The organism is Rhizobacter sp. P5_A1, assembly GCF_056400745.1.
In genome coordinates this window covers 107,715-128,140 of the sequence record NZ_JBFUKR010000008.1, presented here as the reverse complement: position 1 = coordinate 128,140, position 20,426 = coordinate 107,715, and the positions used below count along the sequence as shown (strand labels likewise).

At 67.6% G+C, this 20,426-nt stretch carries 15 protein-coding genes; 9 read left to right on the top strand and 6 right to left on the bottom strand.

Features of this window, described 5'->3' with window-relative positions; genetic code table 11:
- Nucleotides 1-4 precede the first annotated feature (4 nt).
- The 3 genes from mdoH to aceA form a co-directional block, all read right to left on the bottom strand.
- Nucleotides 5-2,263: a glucans biosynthesis glucosyltransferase MdoH gene (gene mdoH, locus AC1DTW_RS11285; protein ID WP_477981185.1), complete on the bottom strand. Its 2,259-nt coding sequence runs from the start codon at nucleotides 2,261-2,263 to the stop codon at nucleotides 5-7.
- A complete protein-coding gene (locus tag AC1DTW_RS11280; protein WP_477981184.1) occupies nucleotides 2,260-3,804 on the bottom strand; it encodes a glucan biosynthesis protein G in 1,545 nt (514 codons plus the stop codon). Before AC1DTW_RS11280 ends, mdoH begins: the two co-directional genes overlap by 4 nt.
- A gap of 342 nt (nucleotides 3,805-4,146) precedes the next feature.
- Entirely contained in the window at nucleotides 4,147-5,445 is a 1,299-nt protein-coding gene (gene aceA, locus AC1DTW_RS11275) for an isocitrate lyase (RefSeq protein ID WP_477981183.1), read from the bottom strand.
- 462 nt (nucleotides 5,446-5,907) lie between these two features.
- Here aceA and AC1DTW_RS11270 point away from each other — a divergent pair, with 462 nt between their 5' ends.
- Both AC1DTW_RS11270 and AC1DTW_RS11265 read left to right on the top strand, forming a co-directional pair.
- Entirely contained in the window at nucleotides 5,908-6,708 is an 801-nt protein-coding gene (locus tag AC1DTW_RS11270) for a helix-turn-helix transcriptional regulator (protein ID WP_477981182.1), read from the top strand.
- A gap of 151 nt (nucleotides 6,709-6,859) precedes the next feature.
- The gene (locus AC1DTW_RS11265) at nucleotides 6,860-8,587 is read left to right on the top strand and encodes a hypothetical protein (protein ID WP_477981181.1); all 1,728 of its coding nucleotides are present in this window, start codon (nucleotides 6,860-6,862) and stop codon (nucleotides 8,585-8,587) included.
- Between the two features lie 94 nt (nucleotides 8,588-8,681).
- Here AC1DTW_RS11265 and AC1DTW_RS11260 read toward each other — a convergent pair whose 3' ends face one another.
- From AC1DTW_RS11260 to AC1DTW_RS11250, 3 genes are all read right to left on the bottom strand, one after another.
- A complete protein-coding gene (locus AC1DTW_RS11260) occupies nucleotides 8,682-10,565 on the bottom strand; it encodes an NEW3 domain-containing protein (RefSeq protein WP_477981180.1) in 1,884 nt (627 codons plus the stop codon).
- 509 nt (nucleotides 10,566-11,074) lie between these two features.
- Entirely contained in the window at nucleotides 11,075-11,794 is a 720-nt protein-coding gene (locus tag AC1DTW_RS11255; RefSeq protein WP_477981179.1) for a type 1 glutamine amidotransferase, read from the bottom strand.
- Nucleotides 11,791-12,258 carry an Lrp/AsnC family transcriptional regulator gene (locus AC1DTW_RS11250; protein ID WP_477981178.1) on the bottom strand — a complete coding sequence of 156 codons (468 nt, stop codon included), beginning with the start codon at nucleotides 12,256-12,258 and terminating at the stop codon, nucleotides 11,791-11,793. Before AC1DTW_RS11250 ends, AC1DTW_RS11255 begins: the two co-directional genes overlap by 4 nt.
- Before the next feature lie 234 nt (nucleotides 12,259-12,492).
- On the opposite strand from AC1DTW_RS11250, the gene aptA reads away from it, so the two are divergent.
- The 7 genes from aptA to AC1DTW_RS11215 all read left to right on the top strand — a co-directional run bounded on the left by aptA (nucleotide 12,493) and on the right by AC1DTW_RS11215 (nucleotide 20,425).
- Nucleotides 12,493-13,788 (top strand): omega-aminotransferase AptA, encoded by a 1,296-nt coding sequence (aptA, locus tag AC1DTW_RS11245; RefSeq protein ID WP_477981313.1) that lies wholly within the window; start codon nucleotides 12,493-12,495, stop codon nucleotides 13,786-13,788.
- 132 nt (nucleotides 13,789-13,920) lie between these two features.
- Nucleotides 13,921-14,694, top strand: coding sequence for a gamma-glutamyl-gamma-aminobutyrate hydrolase family protein (locus AC1DTW_RS11240; RefSeq protein ID WP_477981177.1), 774 nt, complete (start codon nucleotides 13,921-13,923; stop codon nucleotides 14,692-14,694).
- A gap of 93 nt (nucleotides 14,695-14,787) precedes the next feature.
- Nucleotides 14,788-16,155, top strand: a complete 1,368-nt coding sequence (locus AC1DTW_RS11235; protein ID WP_477981176.1) for a glutamine synthetase family protein — start codon at nucleotides 14,788-14,790, stop codon at nucleotides 16,153-16,155.
- 13 nt (nucleotides 16,156-16,168) lie between these two features.
- Complete coding sequence (locus AC1DTW_RS11230; RefSeq protein ID WP_477981175.1) at nucleotides 16,169-17,554, top strand: aspartate aminotransferase family protein; 1,386 nt, start codon at nucleotides 16,169-16,171, stop codon at nucleotides 17,552-17,554.
- A 5-nt stretch (nucleotides 17,555-17,559) separates the two neighbouring features.
- Complete coding sequence (locus tag AC1DTW_RS11225; RefSeq protein WP_477981174.1) at nucleotides 17,560-18,660, top strand: ABC transporter ATP-binding protein; 1,101 nt, start codon at nucleotides 17,560-17,562, stop codon at nucleotides 18,658-18,660.
- Nucleotides 18,657-19,586, top strand: coding sequence for an ABC transporter permease (locus AC1DTW_RS11220; protein ID WP_477981173.1), 930 nt, complete (start codon nucleotides 18,657-18,659; stop codon nucleotides 19,584-19,586). Before AC1DTW_RS11225 ends, AC1DTW_RS11220 begins: the two co-directional genes overlap by 4 nt.
- A complete protein-coding gene (locus tag AC1DTW_RS11215) occupies nucleotides 19,583-20,425 on the top strand; it encodes an ABC transporter permease (RefSeq protein WP_477981172.1) in 843 nt (280 codons plus the stop codon). Before AC1DTW_RS11220 ends, AC1DTW_RS11215 begins: the two co-directional genes overlap by 4 nt.
- Nucleotide 20,426 lies beyond the last annotated feature (1 nt).

Genomic DNA, 20,426 nt, shown 5'->3' with positions numbered 1-20,426 from the left:
CAGATCAATGCACCGCGGCGACGGCCTGGACCTGCGGCTCGGCGTCGGTGCGCACCGGCGCCCGCGCGCCCGGCACGGCCGGCTGCACCCACCAGCCCGGATGCGCCTGCCGCGCGACCACCCGCTCACGCACCGCCCGCAAGGCCTGCGCATCGACCAGCAAGCGCATGCGCTGCGCGCGAGTCAGCGCCCGCGGGCCGCCGGCGACGGCCTGCTCGACCAGCGCGGCCTGCGCCCTGGCCTTCGCGCCGATTGCCGGCGGGTGCGCGGGGATCGCCTGCACGACCTGCGCGTGCGCCAGTTCATCGGTGACGGCGTCGACCAGCCGCGGCATCGCGGCGAAGCCGTCAACGTAGCGATCGGCCTCGGCCAGCACGTGCGGTTGCCGCAGTTCCTCCGGGATCAGGAACACGCCGCGCTTGCGCAGCCAGCGGCCGGGGCCGGCATGGCTGGTCCATGCCGACAACGGGATCGCGACGAGCAAGCCCGCCAGCACCGGCGACAGCCACCACGGGAAGGCCGCGCTGCTGACCAGGATCGCGCCGATCCAGGCCAGCGCGAGCAGCGTGTGCATGCCGTGGCGGCGCAGCGCCTCGCCGATGCCGGTGGCGGCATCCTCGCGCGGCGGCGACTTCCAGTCGAGCTTCCAGCCGGTCAGCGCCGCCAGCACGAACTGGGTGTGGAACAACATGCGCACCGGCGCCAGCAGCAGCGAGTGCAGGAACTCGAGCAGCGCGCCGATCAGCAGCCGGATGACGCCGCCGAAACGCCGTGCCTGGCCGCGCAGGATGATCACGGCCAGCGACAGCGCCTTCGGCGCTAGCAGCAGCAGCGCCGTCAGGCTGAACAGCGTCAGCATCAGCTTGACGTTCGCGTTCGGCCAGATCGGGAACAGCTGATACGGCTCGAAGAAGTACTTCGGCACCTCGTGCGAATGGCTCGCGAACAGCACGGTCGAGAGCATCAGGAACGCCAGCCACAGCGGCGCCGACACGTAGGCCAGCACGCCGGTCAGGAACACGGTGCGGTGCACCGGGTGCAGCCCCGGCTCGAAGATCAGCCGCGAGTTCTGCAGGTTGCCGTGCGCCCAGCGCCGATCGCGCTGCAACTCGGCCAGCAGGTTCGGCGGCACCTGCTCGTAGCTGCCGTCGAGGTCGTGCGCGATCCAGACCTTCCAGCCGGCGCGGCGCATCAGCGCGGCCTCGACGAAGTCGTGCGACATCACGTCGCCCGACAGCGAGGTGCACCCCGGCAGCGGTGCAAGCGCGCAATGTTCGATGAACGGCGCCATGCGCAGGATCGCGTTGTGGCCCCAATAGTGCGATTCGCCGAGCTGCCAGAAGTGCATGCCGGTCGTGAACAGCGGCCCATACACGCGCGAACCGAACTGCTGCACGCGCGCATGGATCGTCTCGTGGCCGCAGGCGCGCGGCGCGGTCTGGATGATGCCGGCATCGGGGTGCGCCTGCATCATCCGCACCAGCGAGGTCAGGCACTCGCCGGTCATCACGCTGTCGGCGTCGAGCACCACCATGTAGCGGTACGACGCGCCGAAGCGGCGGCAGAAGTCGGCCACGTTGCCGGCCTTGCGCTTCGTGCGGTGCTGGCGCCAGCGGTAGTGCACGCGCACCGGTACGCCGCCCTGCTCGAGCGCCTGCGTCAGCTGGCTCCAGGCGGCCTGTTCGGCGGCGCGGGTGTCGGGATCGTTGGTGTCGCTGAGCACGAAGAAGTCGAAGCGCTCGGCGGAGTCGGTCCGTGCCAGCGATTCGGCCGTGGCGCGCAGGCCGGCGAACACGGTCGAGACGTGCTCGTTGCAGATCGGCATGATGACCGCGGTGCGTGCATCGGCGGGGATCGGCGCGCTGCCGGCCTCGCCGCGCAGCGCGTTCGTGACCGAGCGGCGGTCGCGGCCCAGCAGCATCACCCAGGCGCCCATCAGCGCGGTCCAGAAGCCCGCCGAGATCCATGCGAACAAGACCCCGAACAGCACCAGCAGGCCCTGTTCAGCCCAGCCTTCGCCGTGCTTGGGCAGGATGTCGACCATGTAGTCGGTGCCGACGGCCGCGCCCAGCGCCACCAGCACCAGCAGCAGCACCCTGCGCAGCATCAGCGGTCGCGCATCGGCCGAAGCACGCCACGGCTGCGCCGGGCGGTAACCCATCAGGCGCCGCAGCGGCCGCAGCAGCGGGTGGCCGGCCCACGCATGCGGCACCATCGAACTGCGCCGGATGAGGGGTTGAACGGCTCGGGTTCGGGTGTTCATGGCTTCTCCGATTCGGGCGGAACGATGTAGCTCCAGGTCTCTGTGACGGGTTCGCTCGCCTGCTTGATCTGTGCGCGAAGTTCGATCGGCTTGGCGGCATCGGCGCGCTTCACGCGCACGGTCAGGCGCCATGCCCCACTGACTTGATTTCGGAACAGATTCTGCTCACGCAACGTCGCATTTCCGCCGATGTCGACGATGGAATCGAGCCTTACATCGGGTTTCAGCGCCCGCAGTGCCGGGCCGTCGAAGTCGACGACGAAGTTCAGGTCCCCGTCGGGCTGCTTGACGTAGCCGCGGCCGCGGCGCGTCTGCACCACCCAGCCCTTGCCGATCGGCGTCTGCCCGGCCATCTGCCAATGCAGCCGGTAGGCGAAGTTCAGCGGCTGCTTGACCGCCAGGGCCTGATCCGGGATCCAGTACGCGACGATGTTGTCGTTGGTCTCGTCGGGCGTCGGGATCTGCACCAGTTCGACACGCCCGGCGCCCCAGCTGCCGACCGGCTCGACCCAGACGCTCGGCCGCCGCTCGTACAGCGCCTCGGGGTCTTCATAGCTCGCGGGCGAGCGGTCGCGCTGCATCAGGCCGAAGCCTTTCGGATTGGTGGTCGCGAACGAGGTCACGAGCAGGCGCTTCGGGTTCACCAGCGGGCGCCAGATCCACTCGCCATTGCCGTTCGCGATCGACAGGCCGTCGGAGTCGTGCACCTCGGGCCGGTAGTCGTCGTGGCCGGGCTGGTTCTCGCCGAACGCGAACATGCTGTTCAGCGGCGCGATGCCGAGCTTGGCGACCGCCTCGCGCGCATAGACGCGGGCCGTGACCTGCATCACCGTGTCCGCGCCCGGCGTCAGCACGAACCGATAGGCGCCGGCCATGCGTTGCGCGTCGAGCAACGCGAAGATCGTCAGCGAGGTCGCGCCGGGCCGCGGGCGCTCGATCCAGAACTCGCTGAAGCGCGCGAAGTCTTCGCCGGGCGTGGCCGCCGTGTCGATCGCGAGGCCGCGCGCCGCCGCACCGTAGATCTGCCCCTGTCCGACCGCGCGAAAGTAGCTCGCGCCGAGGAACACCAGCAACTCGTCCTTGTAGTTCGACTTGTTGACCGCGTAGTGCACGCGAAACCCCGCGAAGCCGGCCGTGCGCAGCTTCTTCGTGTCCAGCTTGTTGCGGCCGTAGTCGAACAGCGCGGGATCGAAGTCAATGCGCTTCGCGCCGGAGGGCTCGAGCGTGTTGATGCGCACCGGATCCTGGTAGCTGCGCCCGGGATGGAACATCATCAGCTCGAACGGCAGCCGCTCGGCTCGCCACACCGCACGCTCGGGGCGAAACCGGATGTCGCGATAGGCGTCGTAGTCGAGGTCGCGCACCTCCTGCGGCAACTGCGCGACCGGTGCCTTGTAGCTCGATGCGGCCAGGTCGCGGGCACGCGCCGCCACGTCTTCGAAGCCGAAGGCCTGCGCCGCCAATGGCAACGCCAGCAGCAGCCACACAGGCAGCCGCGTCCAACATGCGCGCAGTGGTTTGACGACGTGATCCAGAGCCATTTCCTCGTTGTTCGTCAGCCGCTGCTGCGCAGCGCATCCCGCCGCGCCCGGCATGCTTCCGGGTACAAGGACCGAACTCTAAGGGTTTTTACTTGGACCGTCCCCCGCGGGGTGTTTTGCTTACATGCGTTGCGCGCGCGCGGTCGCGGGGGTACGACGAGCACGTGAACAACGCCCGGCACTGCGCTCGCCGGGCGTCAGGGGCGTCGACCGCCGTGCCGTGCCCTGCGAATCGGCGCGTGCGCGCCATTCGGCCGGGCCTCATCCGGCGGCACGACGCGGCGTCGTCCGACGCCGCGTCGTGCCTTCGATCACCGGCGACCCGCCGGCCGTCGAACCCGCTCAGCCGTGCTTGGCGTCGAAGAACTGTTCGTCTTCGGTCGAGCCCTTCAACGCCGCGGTCGACGACAGCGCCTCGATCGTCGTCGTGACCGCATCGAAGTAGCCGGTACCGACCTCGCGCTGGTGCTTGACGGCCGTGAAGCCGCGCTCGGCGGCCGCGAACTCGGCCTCTTGCAGCTCGACGAACGCGCTCATGTTGTTGCGCGCGTAGCCGTGCGCGAGGTTGAACATCGAGTAGTTCAGGCTGTGGAAGCCGGCCAGCGTGATGAACTGGAACTTGTAGCCCATCGCGCCGAGTTCGCGCTGGAACTTCGCGATCGTCGCGTCGTCGAGGTTCTTCTTCCAGTTGAACGACGGCGAGCAGTTGTAGGCCAGCAGCTTGCCCGGGAACTTCGCGTGGATCGCGTCGGCGAACTTCTTCGCGTAGGCCAGGTCGGGCTTGCCGGTTTCGCACCAGACCATGTCGGCGTACTCGGAGTAGGCCAGCCCGCGCGAGACCGCCTGCTCGAGGCCCGGGGTCGTGCGGAAGAAGCCTTCGATCGTGCGTTCGCCGGTCAGGAAGCCCTTGTCGTTGTCGTCGACGTCGCTGGTCACGAGATCGGCGGCTTCGGCATCGGTGCGCGCGATCACGAGCGTGGTCGTGCCCATCACGTCGGCCGCGAGGCGCGCGGCGACGAGCTTGGCGACCGCTTCACGCGTCGGCACCAGCACCTTGCCGCCCATGTGGCCGCACTTCTTCACCGAGGCGAGCTGGTCTTCGAAGTGCACGCCCGCCGCGCCGGCATCGATCATCGACTTCATCAGCTCGAACGCGTTCAGCACGCCGCCGAAACCGGCTTCGGCATCGGCCACGATCGGCGCGAAGAAGTCCACGTCGTTCTTGCCTTCGGACCACTGGATCTGGTCGGCGCGCGTGAAGGTGTTGTTGATGCGCTTCACGACCACCGGCACCGAGTTCGCCGGGTACAGCGATTGATCCGGGTACATCTCGCCGGCCATGTTCGCGTCGCCCGCGACCTGCCAACCCGACAGGTAGATCGCCTTCAGCCCGGCCTTGACCTGCTGCATCGCCTGGTTGCCGGTCAGCGCGCCGAGCGTGTTGACGAAGGGCTCGTTGTTGACGAGATCCCACAGTTTCTCGGCGCCGCGCTTCGCGAGCGTGTGCTCGACCTGCAGCGAGCCGCGCAAGCGCACGACGTCGGCCGCCGAATAGCCGCGCTTGATGCCCTTCCAGCGCGGGTTCTCGGCCCAATCCTTTTCGAGGGCGGCAATTTGTTGTTCGCGGGTCAGTTGGGTCATGTCGAGCTCCAGTTGAGAGTGATGAAGAAGAGCGGGGAACTGGAATCAAGAATAGCCACGGCGGACGCGCAACGGAAGACTTGTATCTTATATAAGACTAAATTCTTCTCTCCATGTAATCAACGGCTTAGAGACATGTTTTCACGATGCGGTGTCATCTTTCCTGTGATGAAAGGAATTGCGGCACTGCAGCATCCGAGCGTTTCACGATGTGCGAGTGCGGGCCGCGATCGTGAAAACCGGAGAGTCACAGGCAATGCCCTGCCCATCCAGGCAAGCTCGCAAATAGGCCGGACTGTCGAGCGAAAGGTTCTGAAGCACCGACACAGGCCCGTACTGCGGCATGACATCCCTAACTTTGCGGATAACAAACTGTTACCGTACCGGCAACATTCAGATACAGTTGTGCGCTTGGCAGTCGACCGGCTGGTACACCACGCGTCAATGCTCATCGAATAGTCCATGAACCAAGCAGACTCGTCCTACGGCCGCTTGGCTTCTGCATGGCAGCCCCGCAGCGCGGCGTCAACGCTGCACCGCCCCTTGATCGATGCGCTGGTGCGTCCCGCCTCGGCATCAGAGTGCCCGCCACGATCGCCGCACCGGGATTCATCTGTTCAATCTCCCAATGTGCCATGGGTGCTGGCGGCTCGAACGGGCGGACGCCCCCTCGGCGCGTTCGAATGCGGCCTCCTGGCGTCTGCGGCGCAGGACGATCGCGTCTTCCGTCTCGATCCGATCGAGGCCAATTGCCTGGACGACGTGGAGCATCGGTGCCAGGAGCACGCGCCACGCGTGCTGGTGATCGACATCGCGCTGCTGCAGGGCGCCGATCCGCGCGACCTTCAGCACTTGCGGCGGCGCCTGCCCGGCACGGAGTGGCTGATCGGCTGGGATCGCCCACCCGCGATGCTGGACCTGACGGTCCTTGGCGGCGCCCGTGGCTGCATCTCATGGTCGTCAACCGGCGGGGCCCTGACACGCGCGCTCGACGCCGTGCTGGCCGGTGAGCTGTGGTTTCCGCGGGCAGTGGTCGAGTCCCTCTATCTGGCCCTGCTGGACTCCGTCGAAGGAACCATGACGACCGTGGAAGACGAGAGCCTGACCGCACGCGAGGCGGAGGTGCTGGCGCTGATGCGCAAGGGCTTGAGCAACAAGCAGATCGCCGAGCGCCTCGACATCAGCGTCAACACCGTCAAGAAGCATCTCGCGCACGTGTTCGAAAAGCGCGGACTGCACGGCCGGCGCCAAGCGCTGGATTGATCGCGCACGTCAACCTAGGGAGGCGCCCGCCTTCCTTACCCGTTTGGGCCATACCGGCGCCGGGAGGCGCTGCCTAGACTGATTTCGCGGCTTCCCGACCGTTCGCTGGCAGCCGAGCTCAACGATCAATCACTCTTGACTTGGGGGTCACATGGCACGCAAACGCGTATTCGGGCTGCTCGCAGCCTGTGCATTGGCAGCAGGCAGTCTGCTCGCACCGACGTCAGCCCTCGCGGCCAATGTCACCGACACCTTCGAGCTCGAAGGCAACGTGCTCTACAACGGCACGGCCGGCAAGGACGACTGGACCACCGTCAACACCGGCGGTGGCTCGGCGGCCATCGTCGCGCGAACCGGCGTGCTGGCGGATCCCGCGCCCAAGTCGATCTATACCGGGGGCGGTTCCAAGGACCACCTGGACCTCAGCGGTGCGCTCTCGGGCGCGGGCGGCTGGAAGGCCAAGGACGGGTCGGTCCCGCCCAAGGACGACATCACCAACGCCTATGCCGCCGCCTACAACGTGGGCGGCGATCTCGTCGTCTACGCGGGCGCGGAACGTGGCGAAACCAGCGGCGACGCGTTCATGGGCTTCTGGTTCTTCAAGAGCAAGATCAGCGTCAACGCCGACGGCAGTTTCAGCGGCGTGCACACGGTCGGCGATGTGCTCGTGCTGGCCAACTACGAGAACGGCGGAACCTCGGTGACCATTCAGGTCCTCGAGTGGAACCCTCAACAGGCCACCATCAACGGCACGCTCAAGCTGCTCGCCGGCGATCTGGCCAACCCGGCCAAGTGCGGCGTGTCGGTGTCCACACTCTATTGCGGCATCACCAACGCCACGGCCGGCGAAACGTCGCCGTGGAACAGCACCCCGCTCCAGCAGGCGGCCTTCCTCGAAGTCGGCATCAACATCTCGCAGGTGCTGAAGCAGGCAGGCGATCTGTCGGCGCCGTGTTTCAGCAGCTTCCTGGCCGAAACGCGTTCGTCCTCCAGCGTCACGGCGACCCTGAAGGACTTCGTGCTCGGTGGGTTCGATGTCTGCGGCGTGCGCGTCACGAAGAGTTGCGATTCGGGCCAGGCCAGCGCCAACGGCAGCAGCATCGACTACTCGTTCGGCGGGAAGATCAGCAACGTCGGTTTCGGCGGTCTCAGCAACATCACGCTGACCGACACGCCGCAGGCCGCGACGCCGACCCCGACGGTCGGGGCATTCTCGTACTACACCTGCGACGCGACGGGCAAGCCTGACTTCTCGAAGCCGCTCAGCTTCGCGGGCGCGCTGGCCGCCGGTGCCGACGTCTGCTATGCCTCGACGTTCAACACGACGAACAACGGGTCGACGAACGTGATCAAGGTCGTGGCCAACACCGGCCCGACGACGACGACGACGTTCACTTCCGGTGTCGCGACCTGCCCGCTGAAGGAATTCGCGACCGGAATCACCGCGACCAAGAACTGCACGGCCTCGCTGGCGAGCGGCAACGGCAGCTACCTGTTCGTCAAGGTCGACATCAGCGGCAGTGTGTGCAACCAGGGTGACCTGGGGTTGACAAGTGTCGCGGCGACCGATTTCGTCGCGGGGATGAACCCGACGGCCGTGACGATGGCGTCGACGACCCTCGGGCCCAAGGGCTCGGCCACCGAGTGCACGACGTATTCCGGCTCCTACGTCCCGATCGCGCCGGATGCGGGAACGACGACGCAGTTCAGCGACGCTGTCGGCGCCGAGGGCGTGCCGCCGCCGATCACCGGCAAGCCGAAGGTCACGACCGTGGTGAACGCGGCCGCCACCTGCAACCTGTGTCCGGGCGCGCAATGCACGGCGGCCAACGGTGCGACAGCCGACTCGCTGCTGAAGCAGCTGAAGTCCAAGAAGTGACGGCTGAATGGCAGCGGCGGCGATCGCCGCTGTCATCACCGCAGCATTGGGAGGCGGGGAGAGATCCCCGCCTCTTCTCGTCTGGCCGGCGCGATCACTGCACCGTGAATGCGCTCGTCGCCGACGTCGCGACGCCGGTGTAGCTGGCGTTGTCCTTGACCTGCCACGCGCCGGCTGGATCCTTGCGGCTCACCTTGTAGGTCGACCGCGCCACGCCCCCCGCGTCGGTGGTGGCGTTCCTGACGACCGTCGATCCGTCCGGCTTCGTGAAGACGAAGCTCACCGTGGCGTTGGCGAGCGGTCCCGACCCTGATGTCACGCTGGCGGTGGCGGCGACGGTATCGCCGAACTTGTAGCTGGTCTTGTCTGTGGCGACGGTCGTCGAGAGCGTCGCGCCGACCGCATACAGCGCACTCGCGGAGGCCGTGTACGGTGTCGAAGCGGCGTTGGTGGCGGTCGCGCTCAGGCCGTAGCTCCCGGGCGCCGCGGTGGGCGCGGATGTCACGGTCAATGCCGTCGATGCCGAAGCGCCCGGGTCGACGCTGAGGCGTGTCGCGCCGAGGCTGCTGCTCCAGCCGGTCGGCACGGTCGCGCGCAGATCGAACGCGGATGTCCCGCACCCGCTGCTGTCCTTGTTCGTCAACGTCAGTCCGTAGTTCGAGGTGCTGCCCGCGGTGACCGGTTGCGAGGCGCCTGAAATGAGCGACACAACCGGCGCCGCGCGCGTGCAGCCTGCCGGTGCACTCAACGTGACGTCGATCTGCGCGCTGCTGCCGTCACCGGAGAGCGCCACGATCATCACGCCGGCGGATGCGTCCGTGTAGCTCTGGCCGAACCCGAGCGCCGCGTCGGCCCAGTCGTCGAAACTCGAACTGTTGGGCGTCATGTCGAGCTGCAGGCCGCTGTTCGCGTCGGCTCCCGAGCCCGAACGCACGACCAGCCCGCGCAGAAAGTTCGATCCTGTGTAGGCCGCCAGCGCGGCGTCGTACCCGATCGGTTGCCGGTACTCGATGTAGTACCACAGCGCGGCGCCGGAGACGGGATCGGTGCCCCTCGGAATCTTGAGTGCCTTGGGCAGGCCCGTCGGGGAGAGTGCGTAGGCTTCGATCGTGTACCGGCCGCTCGCCGCGACCGTCGTGATGGCCGGCTGGGTGCCATAGTTCAGCCAGCCGAGGCGTTCCTTTTCGAACGCGTCGAAGTGACCGGCCAGCGTGCTGCCCATGATGTCGATCGTGTCGCCGTACTCCCACGTCGTGCAGCCCGACCCGACTGCGGTGGCGCCGCACTCCAGCGAGTGCGCGTGATAGAGGCCGAAGGTGTGGCCCAGCTCGTGGCCGGTGACCAGCAGCGTCAACCGGCCGTTGATCCACACCGACGGCGAGGTGCCGCCGACATTGCCGCTGCCGGCCCACCCGCACGCCGAGTTGTTCGGAAACACGTACATGACACGGCCGTAGCCGCTGAGGTCGACACCCGCGCTGGCCGCGGCTTGCCGCGCATAGCTGCCGATCACCATGCCGTCGCAGGTCTTGGCGATCGGCAACTCGAACCACCCGACCGTGCTCCCGGTCAGCCATGTCTTCTGGAAGGAGTTCTCCTTGAGAAACCCATTGACCTGGCCGAACACCATGTCGTTGGCCTGGGCCAACGTGTAGGGCTGGGTGCGATCGTCGATGAAGTTCACCAGCAGCACTGCGACCTTCTGCTCGCCGAAGGTGTTGGGCATCGGCGCCGGTGCGGTCACCGTGACAGAGGTCGAATCCGTCGTGCTGAGCTCCATCACGTTGCCGGATCGGCTGCCCTGCACCCGCAGCTTCGAGCCTGCGCGCAAGGTCAGCGGCTTGCCCTTGAACTGCAGCTCGATGTGGCCGTTGGCGGTCTTCAGGAAGTGGCGCGTCCGGGCGAACTTGGCGTGGTCCTCGACGAGGATTTCGAGTACGCCTTCCGCCGCAGCGAGCCCGGGCGGATTGGCCGCCATCACGTGCTGAGCCGAAAGCGCGCCCACCAGGGCCAGCAGCGAGGCAAGAAGTGGCCAGACGGCCCGAGGCAAGAGTGACGGCACGCGGTGCATAGAAGATCCCATATCGCTGAGTAACGGCACCTGTCGCGAACGCCGCGCGCGCAAAAGCTCTCATCGCGCGTGCAAAACGCGCTGCTCTGTGCGACTTCGGGGACCCCAACGACCTGGTGTGTGGTGGGCTTTTCGCCCATCTGGCGCGGAGCTTAAGTGCCGGTCGGTCGCCGACAACGGCCTTCGCGAGCCCGTTTCGCGTCGCGGTTACAGGTTGCCGAGCCGCCTAACACCGGGATCGCACCCGCCTGGGCCCGGTAGGCCAGGCAGGGCATGGCCAGCGTTCAGCGCTGGCTGCCGTTCAAGTGCAACAGATGTAGTGAATCGCTCCGGCGATGCAATCTGTCTCTTTGTGCACATGGGGGTGGATGACGGTTTGTGCGAACGGCGGCCTCGGACCCGGCCGGACGGCGCCTTCAGCCTGGCAACCCGAGCCAGCGCCGGTACAGACGTGCGGCCAGGCGCTGTTGTGCCGGCAGTGCCGTCGTCCCCTGTTCGCGCATCGCGTTGCCGCTTTGCACGGTGGTCGGATGCCGGCGTTGCAGGCGCAGGAACGACGGCTCGACCGAGGCCGACCAGTCGGCCAGCTTGTGTGCGTCGAGCTCGACGTGGAACTGCAGCGCCAGGTGCGGCCCGATCGCGAAGGCCTGATTCCGGCAGGCTGGGCTGCTGGCCAGCAACTCGGCGCCGCGCGGCAGCTCGAAGCTCTCCTGATGCCAGTGGAAGACGGTGTGTTCGTCCGGCGCGCCGAACCACGCACGCGCGGCCGGCGTATCGGCGACCAGCAGCCTCTGCCAGCCGATCTCGGGCGCCGGTGATGGCCCGACCTGCGCACCCAGTGCGCGCGCGATCAACTGGCCGCCGAGACAGTGCCCGATGACCGGAACATCCGCATCGAACGCCTGCAGGATCAGCCGCTCGGCCTGGCGCAGCGAGGCCAGATCGTCGTTGGCGCTCATCTCGCCGCCGAGCAGCGCGAGTGCGCGATAGCCGGCGATCGATCCCGGATAGACGTGCCCGGCCTCGGTGTCGAAAACCTCGAACGCGACGCCCTGCTCCGCCAGCAAGCGGCCGAGGTAGCCCGGGCCGTCGGGCGTCAGGTTCTGCAGGATCAGGACCGGCTTGGCAGCGCTCATAACGGCAGCGCTGTCGTCTTCTTCACGGTGCGCAGCACCAGCATCGAATTCGACCGCGCGATGCCGGGCAAGCGCATCAGCACCTCGGCGTGGAACCGCTCGAGGTCTTCGGCGTCGCGGTACGTGAAGCGGATCAGGTAGTCGTTCGAGCCGGCGACGTAAAAACAATCCAACACCTCGGGCTGATCGCGCACCGCCTGTTCAAAGGCCTCGATCTGGCCCGCGCCGACGCTCTCGAGGTTGATGATCGTGAAGCTGACGCCGTGTCGACCGACCGCGCGTGGGTTGATCAGCGCGACGTACTGCGCGATCACGCCGTTGTCCTCGAGTGCCTTGACGCGCCGCAGGCAGGCCGACGGCGACAGGTGCACGCGCTGCGCGAGCTCGAGATTCGAGAGCCGGCCCTCGCGCTGCAACGCGTCGAGAATCGCGCGGTCGATCGCATCCAGTTTCATGACTTCCATCGGAATCCGCATTTAGTTCCGCCATGCAACCATTTCCTCGCATGATATTGCGGCCGATCACGGTGCGGTCTATCCATCCGAAGCCACATTGCGCGCACACCTGTCTAGACTCCGATCCTTAGCGCCTCGCACACTGCGGAGCACGCCACCACGGAGCCAAGCACCATGCACAAAGACGATCCCGCGACGCGCACCGCCGCGGCCGCGACCAGCGCCGCCGCATCGCATCAGGCGATGGACGCGTTCTGGATGCCGTTCACCGCGAACCGCCAGTTCAAGCAGGCGCCGCGCCTGCTCGCGAAAGCGACCGGCATGCATTACTGGACGCCCGAGGGCCGCCAGATCCTCGACGGCATCGCCGGCCTGTGGTGCGTCAACGCCGGTCATGCGCGCCCGAAGATCGTCGAGGCGATCGCCGCGCAGGCGGCCGAGATGGACTTCGCCCCGCCGTTCAACATGGCACACCCGAAGGCCTTCGAACTCGCCGAGCGCCTGGTCGAGCTGACACCGGCCGGCCTGAACAAGGTGTTCTTCACGAACTCCGGCTCCGAGGCCGTCGAGACCGCGCTGAAGATGGCGATCGGCTACCACCGCGCCCGCGGCGACGGCGCGCGCACGCGGCTGATCGGCCGCGAGCGCGGCTACCACGGCGTCAACTTCGGCGGCATCACGGTCGGCGGGATCGTCGGCAACCGCAAGTCGTTCGGGCCGCTGCTGCCGGGCGCCGACCACATCCGCCACACGCACGACCTGACGCGCAACGCGTATTCGCGTGGCGTGCCCGAGCACGGCGCCGAGCTGGCCGACGACCTCGAGCGCCTGGTCGCGCTGCACGACGCCTCGACCATTGCCGCGGTGATCGTCGAACCCGTCGCCGGCTCGACCGGTGTGCTGCTGCCGCCGAAAGGCTACCTGCAGCGACTGCGCTCGATCTGCGACAAGCACGGCATCCTGCTGATCTTCGACGAGGTGATCACCGGGTTCGGCCGCGTCGGCGCGCCGTTTGCCGCCGGACATTTCGGCGTGACCCCGGACCTGATGACGGTCGCGAAGGGCATCACGAACGGCTGCGTGCCGATGGGCGCGGTGTTCGCGACCGCGGCGATCCACGACGCGTTCATGACCGGCCCGGAGCACCTGATCGAGTTTCCGCACGGCTACACCTACTCGGCGCACCCGCTCGCCTGTGCTGCCGCGCTCGGCACGCTCGACACCTATGCCGAAGAAGGGCTGCTGACCCGGGCCGCGACGATGGCGCCGGTATTCGAGAACGCGCTGCACTCTTTGCGCGGCGTGCCGCACGTGATCGACGTGCGCAACATCGGCCTGGTCGGCGGCATCGAGCTCGAGCCCGTCGCCGGGCAGCCGGGCAAGCGCGCGTTCGACACGTTCCTCGAGTGCTGGGAGCGCGGCGTGCTGATCCGCACGACCGGCGACACGATCGCGCTGTCGCCGCCGCTGATCGTCGAAAGTTCGCACATCGACCAGATGGTCAGCACGATCGCGGATGTGCTGAAGAAGAACGCCTGAAGCCAGCCGGGCCGCTCGCCGGCCCGGCGCCCGCTGCCATCGGGCGCGGCTATGCTGTGGGCTGTGAAAGCGACCTCCTCCACAACATCCTCCCCCTCCCGCATCAGCCGCGCCCCGCGAGGCAAGCCGATCGTGCTCGTCCCCGCATGCAACCGCGTGCTCGGCGAGCACCCGTTCCATGTCGCCGGCAAGAAGTACATCGACGCGGTGCGCCTCGCCGGCTGCACGCCGCTGATCGTGCCGACCGCATCGATCGACGAGCTCGGCGAAGAACTCGACGCGCTGCTCGACCTGGCCGACGGCGTGCTGCTGACCGGCTCGCAATCGAACGTGCATCCGAGCCATTTCGCCGAAGCAGTGCACGACCCCTCGCTGCCGCTCGACCCCGACCGCGATGCCTGGACCCTGCCGCTGATTCCCCGCGCCCTCGAGCGCGGCATCCCGCTGTTCGCGATCTGCCGCGGCTTCCAGGAGACGAACGTCGCACTCGGCGGCTCGCTGCACCAGGCGGTCCAGGAAGTGCCGGATCGCCATGACCACCGTGCGCCGAAGAACGCCCCGCCCGAGGCGCAATACGGCCTCGCGCACGACGTGATCGTGCAACCGGGCGGCGTGCTCGCGAGCGTGCTGGCCGAGCCGCGCATCCGCGTCAACTCGGTTCATGGTCAAGGCGTGAACCGGCTCGCGCCGGGGCTGCGCATCGAGGCGCTCGCGCCCGATGGCCTGGTCGAGGCGTTCTCGGTCAGCGCGGCGCGCGGCTTCAGCCTCGGCGTGCAATGGCACCCGGAGTGGCAGGCCGCGACGAACCCGGTGTCGCTGCGCCTGCTGAAGGCCTTCGGCGGCGCCTGCGAGGCCTTCCGTGCGCGCCGCCGGGCACCGCAGCACGAGCCCGTGCCGGACCGATAGCGGCGCGGCCCGCGTGGCGCCGCCGCTCGCCCGAGCCCGGCACCGCCGACGACGCAGCCAAGCTTCCCGGCCGACCCCAGCTACAGGTGCCCCATGGTGGACAAAAGCAATTTCTCCTTCGCCGATCTCGAAAACTGGTTCAACGAACGTCGCGTCACCGAGATCGAATGCCTCGTGCCCGACCTGACCGGCGTCGCGCGCGGCAAGATCCTGCCGCGCGAGAAGTTCACCGAGGACCGCGGCATGCGCCTGCCCGAGGCGATCGTCGGCATCGGCGTGACCGGCAACTTCCCGACCGACGGGCCGTACTACGACGTGATCCACCCGACCGATCGCGACATGCACCTGCGCCCCGACCCGAGCACGGTGCGCATCGTGCCCTGGGCCGCCGACCCGACCGCGCAGGTGATCCACGACTGCTTCGATCGCGACGGCAACATGATCCCGTACGCGCCGCGCTCGGTGCTGCGCCGCATCTGCGATCTGTACGCGGCCGAGGGCTGGGCGCCGGTCGTCGCACCCGAGATCGAGTTCTACCTGATCGAGCGCAACTCCGACCCGAACACGCCGCTGCGCCCGCCGAAGGGCCGCAGCGGCCGCGCCGAGACCTCGCGCCAGGCCTACTCGATCGACGCGGTCAACGAGTTCGACCCGCTGTTCGAGGACATCTACGACTACTGCGGCCAGATGGAGCTGAACGTCGACACGCTGATCCACGAGGTCGGCGCCGGCCAGATGGAGATCAACTTCTTCCACGACCACCCGCTCGGCCTGGCCGACGAGGTGTTCTTCTTCAAGCGCACGATCCGCGAGGCCGCGCTGCGCCACGAGATGTACGCGACCTTCATGGCCAAGCCGATGGCCGGCGAGCCCGGCAGCGCGATGCACGTGCACCAGAGCATCCTGAACAAGGTCACCGGCCAGAACATCTTCAGCAACGAAGACGGTTCGCCGAGCAAGGAGTTCTACTGGTACATCGGCGGGCTGCAGAAGTACACGCCGGCGGCGATGGCGCTGTTCGCGCCGTACGTCAACTCGTACCGGCGCCTCGCGCGCTCGACTGCGGCGCCGATCAACATCCAGTGGGGCAGCGACAACCGCACCGTCGGCATCCGTTCGCCGGTCGCAAGCGCCGCGGCACGGCGCATCGAGAACCGCGTGATCGGCGCCGATGCGAACCCGTATGTCGCGCTCGCCGCGACACTCGCCTGCGGCTACCTCGGCATGAAGAACAAGATCGAGCCGGCGCCCGAATGCAAGGGCGACGCCTACCTCTCCGAATACCAGCTGCCGCGATCGCTGAGCGAAGCGCTCGGCTGGCTCGCCGACGAGAAGGATCTGCACGACGTGCTCGGCAAGGAGTTCATCACCGTCTACTCGGAGGTGAAAGAGATCGAGCACGACGAATTCATGAAGGTGATCTCGCCGTGGGAACGCGAGCACCTGCTGCTGCATGTCTGATTCGAGAGGCCCCATGAGCATCGACCCCGCACGCGGCACGAAGGACTGGCAGGCCGCCGACGCCGCGCACTACCTGCACCCGTTCACCGACTTCAAGTCGCTCGCCGCGAAGGGTTCGCGCGTGATCGTCTCGGCCGACAACATCTACCTGCGCGACAGCGAGGGCGCGAAGATCCTCGACGCGATGTCGGGCCTGTGGTGCGTGAACGTCGGCTATGGCCGCACCGAGCTGATCGAGGCCGCGACGCGGCAGATGACGACGCTGCCGTTCTACAACAGCTTCTTCCAGACCGCGACACCCCCGGCGATCGAACTCGCCGAACTGCTCGCGCAGGTCACCCCGCGGCAGTTCCAGCACGTGTTCTTCTCCGGCTCGGGTTCGGAAGGCAACGACACGGTCGTGCGCATGGTGCGGCGCTACTGGGATGTGCTCGGCCAGCCGGAGCGCCAGGTCATCATCAGCCGCCACAACGCGTACCACGGCTCGACGATGGCCGGCGCCTCGCTCGGCGGCATGAGCGGCATGCACGCGCAGGGCGGGCTGCCGATCCCGGGCATCGTGCACATCGGCCAGCCGTTCTGGTTCGAGCTCGGGCAAGGCACGAGCCGCGACGCGTTCGGGCTGAAGGCCGCCGGCTGGCTCGAGGACAAGATCCTCGAGGTCGGCGCCGACAAGGTCGCCGCGTTCATCGGCGAGCCGGTGCAGGGCGCCGGCGGCGTGATCGTGCCGCCCGAGACCTACTGGCCCGAGATCCAGCGCATCTGCGACAAGTACGGCGTGCTGCTCGTCTCCGACGAAGTGATCTGCGGCTTCGGCCGCACCGGCCACTGGTTCGGCTGCGATCGCTTCGGCTTCCGGCCCGACCTGATGACCTTCGCGAAGGGCGTGAGCTCGGGCTACGTGCCGCTCGGCGGCGTGATGGTCGGCGAGCGCATCGCGAAGGTCCTGATCGAGCAAGGCGGCGAGTTCAATCACGGCTACACCTACTCGGGGCATCCGGTCGCCTGCGCGGTCGCGCTGGCCAACATCCGGCTGCTGCAGCGCGAGGGCATCGTCGAGAAGGTGCACGACGACACCGGCCCGTACCTCGCGGAGCAGTTCGCGGCGCTCGCCGGCCACGCGCTCGTCGGCGAGGTGCAGACCTGCGGCCTGATGGGCGCGGTGCAGCTCGTGAAGGACCAGGCGACACACGCGACCTTCGCGCCCGAGCTCGAGGTCGGCATGCTGTGCCGCGGCCATTGCTTCGGCAACGGGCTGATCATGCGGGCGGTCGGCGACCGGATGATCGTCGCGCCGCCATTGGTGATCACGCGCGCGCAGATCGACGAGATGATGGCGCTGATCCGCCGCTGCCTTGACCTGACCCTGGCCGACGTGCGCCGCAACGGCTGGGCCTGACCACGATGAGCCCCCCGGAAACGTTCCTGCAGATTCGCGACATCGTGAAGGACTTCGACGGCCACAAGGCCGTCAACCGCGTCAGCATCGACATCGCGAAGGGCGAGATCTTCGCGCTGCTCGGCTCGAGCGGCTGCGGCAAGACGACCTTGCTGCGCATGCTCGCCGGCTTCGAGACGCCGAGCTCCGGCAGCATCGTGCTCGACGGCCATGATCTCGCCGGCCTGCCGCCCTACGAGCGGCCGCTGAACATGATGTTCCAGAGCTACGCCCTGTTCCCGCACATGACGGTGCGCGACAACATCGCGTTCGGCCTGCGCCGCGACGGCCTGCCGGCCGCCGAGGTCGCGACGCGCGTCGACGAGATGCTGAAGCTCGTGCAGCTCGAGAAGTTCGGCAAGCGCAAGCCGCACCAGCTCTCCGGCGGGCAGCAGCAGCGCGTCGCGCTCGCGCGCAGCCTCGCGAAGAAGCCGCAATTGCTGCTGCTCGACGAGCCGCTCGGCGCGCTCGACAAGAAGCTGCGCGAAGAGACGCAGATCGAGCTCGTGAACATCATCCACGAGGTCGGCGTGACCTGCGTGATGGTCACGCACGACCAGGAAGAAGCGATGACGATGGCTTCGCGCATCGCGGTGATGAGCGAGGGCCGGTTGCTGCAGGTCGGGCACCCCAGCGAGATCTACGAGACGCCGGCGAACCGCTTCGTCGCCGACTTCATCGGCAACGTGAACCTGATGGAAGGCACGCTCACGAAAGACGAGGTCGATCACGTGCTGGTGCGCTGCGCCGATTGCACCCACCACGTCGGTCACGGCATCACCGGCACCGAAGGGATGAAGGTCGCGGTCGCGATCCGGCCCGAGAAGATCCGCATCTCGCCCGAGGCACCCTCGCCTGCCGACGGCGAATTCAATCGCGCGCGCGGCACCGTGAAGGATCTGGCCTACTTCGGCAGCTTCACGGTCTACCACCTGGCACTGGCCAGCGGCGCGACGCTGAAGGTCAGCGCCAGCAACTCCGAGCGCCATCGTGACCACGCGATCGGCGTCGGCGACGCCGCCTGGGCCAGCTGGTCGCCGACCGCGCAAGTGGTGCTGACCTCATGAGCACTGCTGCGACGACGCCGCGCCGAACCGCTCGCGGCCGGGCCGTGATCGGCGTGCCCTATGCCTGGCTGCTGCTGTTCTTCCTGCTGCCCTTCGTGATCGTGCTGAAGATCAGCGTCTCGGAGATGGACATCGCGAGCGTCAAGGACGTGCTCACGCTCGAGAACGGCAAGGTCGCGCTGAACCTGAAGTTCGACAACTACCTGACGCTGCTGCACGACGATCTGTACCTGCTGACCTACCTGTCGAGCCTCAAGTACGCGGCGGTCACGACCGTGCTGTGCTTGGGCGTCGGCTACCCGTTCGCGTACTTCATGGCGCGCGCCCGCGCGACGGTCCAGCCGGCCCTGCTGATGCTCGTGATGCTGCCGTTCTGGACCTCGTTCCTGCTGCGCGTCTACGCCTGGAAAGGCCTGCTGACCGAGCACGGCTGGGCCGCCGAGTTCATCACCGCGACCGGGATCGACCGCCTGCTGCTGCGCGCCGACCTGATCCCCGCGCCGGGCCAGCTGATGAACACGCCGTTCTCGCTGGTGCTGGGCATGACCTACACCTATCTTCCGTTCATGATCCTGCCGCTGTACTCGAACCTCGCGAAGATGGACCTGCGCCTGCTCGAGGCCGCGAGCGATCTCGGCGCGACCGCCTGGGTCGCGTTCTGGAAGATCACGGTGCCGCTGTCGAAGGCCGGCATCATCGCCGGCGCGATGCTCGTGTTCATCCCCTGCGTCGGCGAGTACGTGATCCCCGAACTGCTCGGCGGGCCGCAGACGCAGATGATCGGCCGCACGCTCTGGGACGAGTTCTTCAGCAACAACGACTGGCCGATGGCCTCGGCAGTCGCGGCCGCGATGGTGCTGCTGGTGATCGTGCCGCTGGCGCTGTTCAACAAGTACGAGGCCGAGGCGGTGGAGCGGCGGTCGTGAGCGCGGCAAGCTTCAATCGATGGTTCGGGCGGGGCTGGCTCTCGCTCGGCTATGCCTTCCTGTACCTGCCGATCGCGGCGCTCGTGATCTTCTCGTTCAACGATTCGCCGGTGCCGAACGTCTGGAACCGCTTCACGCTGAAGTGGTATTCCGCGCTCGGCAGCGACCGCGAGATCCTGTCGGGGTTGTGGCTGTCGCTGCGCATCGCGTTCGTGACCGCCTGCAGCTCGGTCGTGCTCGGCACGCTGGCGGCGCTCGCGCTCGTCAAGCACCGGCGCTTCACCGGCCGCACGCTGTTCTCGGGCATGCTGAATGCGCCGCTGGTGATGCCCGAGGTCATTATCGGCTTGTCGCTGCTGCTGATGCTGGTCGCGATGCAGAGGTCGCTCGGCTTTCCCGAGCGCGGCCTGATGACGATCTGGCTCGGTCACCTGCTGCTCGGCATGGCCTACGCCGCGGTCGTCGTGCAGGCCCGGCTGCGCGACCTGAACCCGCAACTCGAAGAGGCCGCGATGGACCTCGGCGCGCGGCCCTGGCAGGTGTTCTGGCTCGTCACGTTGCCGATGATCGCGCAGGCGCTGCTGTCGGCCTGGCTGCTGACCTTCACGCTGTCGCTCGACGATGTCGTGCTGTCGGCGTTCTTGTCCGGCCCCGGCGCGACGACGATGCCGCTGGTGATCTTCTCGCGCGCCCGCCTCGGCCTGAACCCGAGCGTGAACGCGGTCGCGGCACTGGCGGTCGCGCTGGTCTCGATCGGTGTGGTCTGCGCAAGTCTGCTGATCGCGCGCCGCGAGCGCCTGCGCGCCGCCGACATGGCCGCCGCCGCGCGCGGACCCTGAA